Raw genomic sequence first — 6,094 nt, forward strand, 5'->3', positions numbered from 1 at the left:
ATCGACGACATGACCCGAGTGCCGGACCCCGCAGCGGTGCCGTCCGTCGCCGTCGAGGGGCTCACCCGCACGTTCGGCGCCGTCACCGCGCTCTCCGACCTCACCGTCGCGATGCCCCAGGGCGTCGTCGGGCTGGTCGGGGCCAACGGCGCCGGGAAGTCCACGCTCATCAAGATCCTCCTGGGCCTGCTGCCCGCCACGTCGGGCCGCGCCCAGGTCCTCGGCCTCGACTGCGCGACCGACGGCCTGGCGATCCGCCGCCGCGTCGGCTACATGCCCGAGAGCGACTGCCTCCCGCCCGACGTGTCCGCCACCGAGCTCGTCGTGCACCTGGCCCGCATGTCAGGTCTGCCCACCGCCGTCGCCCGCGAGCGCACGGCCGACACCCTGCGGCACGTCGGCCTCTACGAGGAGCGGTACCGACCCATCGGCGGGTACTCGACCGGCATGAAGCAGAGGGTCAAGCTCGCCCAAGCGCTCGTGCACGACCCGCAGCTCGTGCTCCTCGACGAGCCGACCAACGGCCTCGACCCCGCGGGCCGCGACGAGATGCTGGCGCTGATCCAGCGCATCAGCTCCGACTTCTCCATCGCCGTCGTCGTCACCTCGCACCTGCTCGGCGAGCTCGAGCGCATCGCGGACCACGTCGTCGTCATCGAGAGCGGCGTCCTCCAGCGTTCGACGTCCACGGCCGAGGCGACAGGCCTCAGCGGGGTGCTGCTCGTCGAGGTCACCGACCGCGGGCCCGAGCTCGTCGCACGTCTGCGCGCCGCCGGGTCGCAGGTCGCCACAGCGGGCTCGGCGGACTCCTTCACGGTCGACCTCACCGACGAGCGCGTGCTCGACGCGGTCCAGGGCGGCGCCGCAGACCTCGGCGTCGGGCTCGTGCGCATGCAGCACCGACGCCACCACCTGACCGAGATCTTCAGCGACCGGACGGAGGGCGACCGTGCCCGCCACTGACCCCGTCCCCGCCCGGGGACCCGGACCCGGCGCCCCGGTGCCGTCCCCGGGCCCGACGCCGGGCGACGACGTCATCCACGACATCGGCTTCCGCCACTACGACGGCGAGCGGCTCGGCCGCGGCTGGGTTGCGCGGTCGTTGCTCGTCGAGACGGTGCGCGGCATCTTCGGCCTCGGCCGGCCCGCCAGGTCGAAGGCCATGCCGTGGTCGCTCATCGGCATCCTGCTCGTCCCGCCGCTGATCATGGCGCTGTCGATCCTGCTCACCGGGGCGGAGGAGCTGCCCACCTCGTACACCCAGTACCCCAACGCCCTGTCCATCGTGGTGTCGCTCTTCGTCGCCGGGGCCGCGCCGTACTGCGTGTCCCGGGACCTGCGTCACGGCGTCATGCCGCTGTACCTGTCCCGGCCGATGATGCGCACCGACTACGTGCTCGCGAAGTTCGCCGGCCTGGCGCTGTCCGTGTTCGGCGTCCTGGCGCTCGCCCAGACGCTGCTGCTGGTCGGCGCCCTGCTCGCCAAGCTCTCCGTCGGCCCGCAGGTCGTCGGCTGGCTCGGTGGGCTGCTCGTCTCGGCCGTCCTCGCCGTGCTGCTCAGCGCACTCACGCTCGTCGTCGCAGCGTTCACGCCCCGGCGCGGGCTCGGCGTCGCCGCGATCATCACGATCCTCGTGGTCCTCAGCGGCGTCGCCGAGATGCTCACGGCGGTCGCCCGCGACCGGGGGCTCACCACGGCCGCGCAGTACCTGCCCGCCCTGGACCCGTTCAACCTGGTCGACGGGATCGCGGTCCGCCTGCTCGGCGCCGACTCCGCCCGTGCCCACGACGTCCCGCCCGGCATCCTCGGAGGCCTGACCTTCGTGCTCGTCACCGCCGCGGTCGTCGCCGGGTGCCTCGGCCTCCTGATCCGTCGCTACCGGAAGGTGGGTGTGGTGTGAGCACCCTCGTCCTCGACGGCGTCTCGCGCTGGTACGGCAACGTCGTCGCCGCGAACGACGTGACCATGACCGTCGGCCCGGGCATCACCGGGCTCCTCGGCCCCAACGGCGCCGGGAAGTCGACGCTCATCGCGATGATGGGCGGGTTCCTCGCGCCCTCGGCCGGCACGGTCACCCTCGACGGCGCGGTCGTGTGGCGCCACCCGGACATCTACCGTTCGATCGGCCTGGTCCCCGAGGCCGAGGCGATGTACGACATGGTCACGGGGTGGCAGTTCGTCGTCGCCAACGCGCGCCTGCACGGGCTGGACGACCCCGGCGCAGCGGCCCGCCGCGCGCTCGAGACCGTCGAGATGATGGACGCCAAGGACCGCGACATCGGCACCTACTCCAAGGGCATGAAGCAGCGCGTCAAGATGGCGACCGCCCTGGTCCACGACCCCGCCGTCCTGCTCCTCGACGAGCCCTTCAACGGCATGGACCCCCGCCAGCGCCTGCACCTGATGGACCTGCTGCGCAGGCTCGGGCAGGAGGGCCGCACGGTCCTGTTCAGCAGCCACATCCTCGAGGAGGTCGAGGAGATCGCGGGGACCATCGAGGTGCTCGTGGCGGGGCGGCACGCGGCGTCGGGCGACTTCCGCCGGATCCGCCGGCTCATGACCGAGCGGCCCCACCAGTACACGATCAGCTCGAGCGACGACCGGCGCCTGGCTGCCGCGATCATCGCCGAGGGCGCCGCCGACACCGTGGACCTGACCGCCGGGACGCTCGCCGTCCAGGCGCCCGACGTCGGACGCTTCGTCCACGCCCTGCCCCGCCTCGCCCGGGACAGCGGTGTGCGGCTGCTCGAGGTCTCCCCGGCCGACGAGTCCCTCGAGAGCGTCTTCGCCTACCTGGTGGCCCGATGAACCCCGTCGTCATGCAGCTCACGCTGCGCGGACTGCTCGGCCGACGCCGAGCCCTGCTCATGCTCCTGCTGCCCGTGCTGCTGCTCCTGCTCGCAGGCCTGATCCGGTGGGCGTCCGAGGCCGACGTGTTCGCGACCGTCGCGCTCACCGACGACTTCGCCCTCGGGACCCTGCTGCCGCTCATGTGCCTGCTCATCGGCACGGGCGTGATCGGCTCCGAGATCGACGACGGGTCGATCGTCTACCTGCTCGCCAAGCCGCTGCCCCGCCGCACCATCCTGCTCTCGAAGCTCGTCGTCGCGTGGGGTGCCGCGTTCGTCTTCGCGGTGCTGCCCCTCGTCGCCGCGATCGAGATCGCCGGGGACGACGGCGGCCGGCTCGGCCTCGCGTACGGCGTCGCCGCGACCCTCGCGGCCGTCGCCTACACGTCGATCTTCGTGGCCCTGTCGGTCGTGACACGCAACGCGGTGATCATCGGCCTCCTGTACGCCCTGCTGTGGGAGACCGTGCTCGGCGGGTACGTCCCGGGCATCAGCAACGTGAGCGTGCGGCAGTGGGCGCTCGCCGCCGCCGAGGCGATCCTCGGCGACCGGGCGTACGTCTGGAGCGTCCTGTCCGCCGTCGGCCTCACGGCCGCCCTCGGGCTGCTCGCCGCGACGACCGTCGCCTCCGTGGTCCTCGCGGTGCGACGGCTCGAGACGCTGCGCCTCACCACGGGCGACTGAGCGCCCAGCCGATCCTCCGCGGGCCCCGGGGCGCGGCAGCCGCGGGTGATCAGCCGATCTTCCGCAGGCACAGGACCGTGCCGCCCTCCTCGAAGTATCCGGGCGAGGACTGCGAGCACTGCTCGGGTGAGGTGACCTCCTCCTCGACCGTGTAGACGGCCTCGGACGAGTCGCACGAGACGGGCTCGGCCCACTCGTCACCCGTCCAGCAGGACCCGACGCCCTCGGCCACGGGCTCCTCCGACGTCACCGCCCACCAGACCAGCGGTACGCCGACGACGAGGAGGCCCGCGAGGACGAGGGCGAGCCGGCGGCGTTCGCCGGCCTCGAGCTTGCCTCGGGGCAGACGCGTCGACGGCAGCGTCGCCCCCTCGCGGCCGACGGTCGGGTCCGCGACCCAGAAGTTCCAGCCCTCCGGGGGCGCGGGCCACGTCGGGTCGGCGAGGTGGCCCCGGCGCGGGTCGAAGCCCGTGGGCACGGGCCACGACGGCGGCGGGTTGAACCGCGCGCCCGCCGGGGCCGGTGCCGGTGCCGGTGCCCCGCTCACAGGTCGTTCCCGGGCGCGGGCGTCGACTCGAGGACGCTCTGCCGGATGCCCAGGAGGTGCGCCTGGGAGATGTCCAGGGCGAGGGCGTAGCTCTCGAGCGCGCGGTCCATGTCCGGGCCCTTGCCCGGCAGCGTCGCCGCGACGTGCGCGGCCCGACGCAGGAAGGCCTCCCGGCCCTCGACGGTCATCGCACCGGCGAGCGGGCGCAGGTACGCGGCCGACGCGTCGGTCCCGGTGAACACCCGGATGTCCGCGTGCAGCGCGTTGCGGTCATAGTCGGGCCGCACGCCCGGCGCGGACGCGAGCGCGCTCGCCGCGACGTCCTCGACGGCCGGGCCCATGGGCCGCGCGAGCGACGCGAGGTGCGCGACGGCCGCCCGGTTGGCCAGGCCCTGGTGGTACTCGAGCAGCCCGAGGGTCGGTGCACCCAGGACTGCCTCGGTGAACGCCGACCGGCAGCGCTGGCACTCCACGAACGAGCCGAGGTGCTCGAGCGGGATGACGGGGATGAAGAACAGAGTGAACCAGCGCCGCTGGCGCAGGTGCTGGTACGGACTGTCCGTGCCGCACTGCGGGCAGAAGAACTCGCCCGTGCCGAGCACGTACCGCAGTGCCCGCCAGCCCCAGATCAGAATCATCGCCCTGCCCCCTTGCGTCGTCGCGTCAGGGAAGCGTGGCAGAGCGGACGTCGCTCCGTCCCGGATTTGCCCGATCTGTCCCCTGAACGGCGCACACGGGCGCCGCCCGCCTCAGCCCAGGTGGTCGAGGTGGACGCTGTCGAAGGACCACAGTCCCGAGGCGTCCCCGCCGTGCGCCTCGACGAGGTCCGCGACGTACTCCGAGAGGCACTGCACGTACGTCACCGCACCGTCGAGCAGCTCGCGGGCCGCGTGGACGACCCTCGGCAGGTCCGCCGCGACCCGGGCCCGCGTCATGCTCGGGATGCGGTCGCCGTCGTCGCCGTCGGGCGCCACGGTCTCCGCGCCGAACTGGCTGAAGGTCGGGTAGGCGGACGTGTCCGGGATGATGCTGCGGAACGGCACCTGGTTGAAGTACCACTCGAACCAGCGCCCTCCGGAGAGCGTCAGCCAGGGCGTCCCGACGGCGAGCGCCGCCATGCCGAACCCCGTGTGCGGGGAGAGGAACAGGCCGCACCGCTCGACGACCGCGAGCTGCTCGAGGAGCGGCGCGTCGAACACGTCCGCGACGACCATCGCGTGGCCGCGCAGCCGACTCAGGTCCGCGGCGTCGATCGCCGTGGACGTCCGCGCGTCGCGCACCGACCTGCCCACCAGGACCACCCGCGCGTCCGGCAGTGCTTCCTGGAGCGCCCCGAGGACCGCCTCCCACGACGTCACCGACGGGTAGTGCGACGGCGCGCTCGACCCTGCCGGCATGAGGGCGATCAGCGGGCCGGGGTGCCCGGTGAGCCGGCGCTCGGCCGCGGTGTGCGCGTCACCGGGGAGCTCCAGCGTCAGCCGCTGGTGGCGGGCCCGGCTCGGCGGCGGGTAGCCGAGCGGGCGGTGACCGAGCCGTGCCCGGAACCGACGGTCCGACGCCGCGTAGTGGTCACGCATCCCGGCGAACGTCTCGAGCTGGAACGGCTGGTGGCGCCGCGGGTCGTCGAGGACCCAGTCCCACTCCGCGGGGACGTGCGCGATCGACGCGTCCGCGTCGGGCGCGGGCTCCAGGAAGGGCGCGTCGATCGCGTAGGAGGCCGTCAGGAACGGGCAGCACCCGGCCAGCTCGGTCGGCGTGGCCGAGTTGAGCAGGACGGACACCTCGCGCGAGGGATCGGCGGCCTTGACCGCGAGCGCGTGGTGCAGCGCCTCGATCGCGTGACCGACGGGCTGGGCGTAGAAGAAGTCGACGAGGACGGACTCGCCACCAGGCTGGTTCACGGCCACGGGTCTAGCTGTACTGACCCGGCAGGTTGGTCAATCGGGTGACTGGTGGCTTGTTCTCGCAGGCGGTGTGGGGTCGGTGGTGGTTGTACTCGTGGAGCCATGCTGCC

The 6,094-nt window shown here is 73.1% G+C and carries 7 protein-coding genes and 1 pseudogene; 4 read left to right on the top strand and 4 right to left on the bottom strand.

Going from position 1 to position 6,094, the window contains the following annotated elements:
- Positions 1-9 precede the first annotated feature (9 nt).
- The 4 genes from FZ988_RS11400 to FZ988_RS11415 are packed head-to-tail and all read left to right on the top strand — an operon-like array spanning position 10 to position 3,533.
- Positions 10-963, top strand: a complete 954-nt coding sequence (locus FZ988_RS11400; protein ID WP_149204134.1) for an ABC transporter ATP-binding protein — start codon at positions 10-12, stop codon at positions 961-963.
- A complete protein-coding gene (locus FZ988_RS11405) occupies positions 950-1,900 on the top strand; it encodes an ABC transporter permease (RefSeq protein WP_149204135.1) in 951 nt (316 codons plus the stop codon). Before FZ988_RS11400 ends, FZ988_RS11405 begins: the two co-directional genes overlap by 14 nt.
- A complete protein-coding gene (locus FZ988_RS11410; protein WP_149204136.1) occupies positions 1,897-2,808 on the top strand; it encodes an ABC transporter ATP-binding protein in 912 nt (303 codons plus the stop codon). The genes FZ988_RS11405 and FZ988_RS11410 overlap by 4 nt, the downstream gene beginning before the upstream one ends.
- Entirely contained in the window at positions 2,805-3,533 is a 729-nt protein-coding gene (locus FZ988_RS11415) for an ABC transporter permease subunit (protein ID WP_149204137.1), read from the top strand. The genes FZ988_RS11410 and FZ988_RS11415 overlap by 4 nt, the downstream gene beginning before the upstream one ends.
- A 49-nt stretch (positions 3,534-3,582) precedes the next feature.
- On the opposite strand, the gene FZ988_RS11420 is transcribed toward FZ988_RS11415, so the two are convergent.
- The 4 genes and pseudogenes from FZ988_RS11420 to FZ988_RS11435 form a co-directional block, all read right to left on the bottom strand.
- Positions 3,583-4,080 carry an LppU/SCO3897 family protein gene (locus tag FZ988_RS11420; RefSeq protein ID WP_149204138.1) on the bottom strand — a complete coding sequence of 166 codons (498 nt, stop codon included), beginning with the start codon at positions 4,078-4,080 and terminating at the stop codon, positions 3,583-3,585.
- Complete coding sequence (locus tag FZ988_RS11425; protein ID WP_149204139.1) at positions 4,077-4,718, bottom strand: zinc ribbon domain-containing protein; 642 nt, start codon at positions 4,716-4,718, stop codon at positions 4,077-4,079. The genes FZ988_RS11420 and FZ988_RS11425 overlap by 4 nt, the downstream gene beginning before the upstream one ends.
- A 111-nt stretch (positions 4,719-4,829) precedes the next feature.
- The gene (locus FZ988_RS11430) at positions 4,830-5,981 is read right to left on the bottom strand and encodes a glycosyltransferase family 9 protein (protein WP_149204140.1); all 1,152 of its coding nucleotides are present in this window, start codon (positions 5,979-5,981) and stop codon (positions 4,830-4,832) included.
- Positions 5,982-5,991: 10 nt separating this feature from the next.
- Positions 5,992-6,094 (bottom strand): annotated as a pseudogene (locus FZ988_RS11435) (integrase core domain-containing protein); the annotation flags it as partial.

The sequence above is a fragment of the Actinotalea subterranea genome (assembly GCF_008364845.1).
Classification (GTDB): Bacteria; Actinomycetota; Actinomycetes; order Actinomycetales; family Cellulomonadaceae; genus Actinotalea; species Actinotalea subterranea.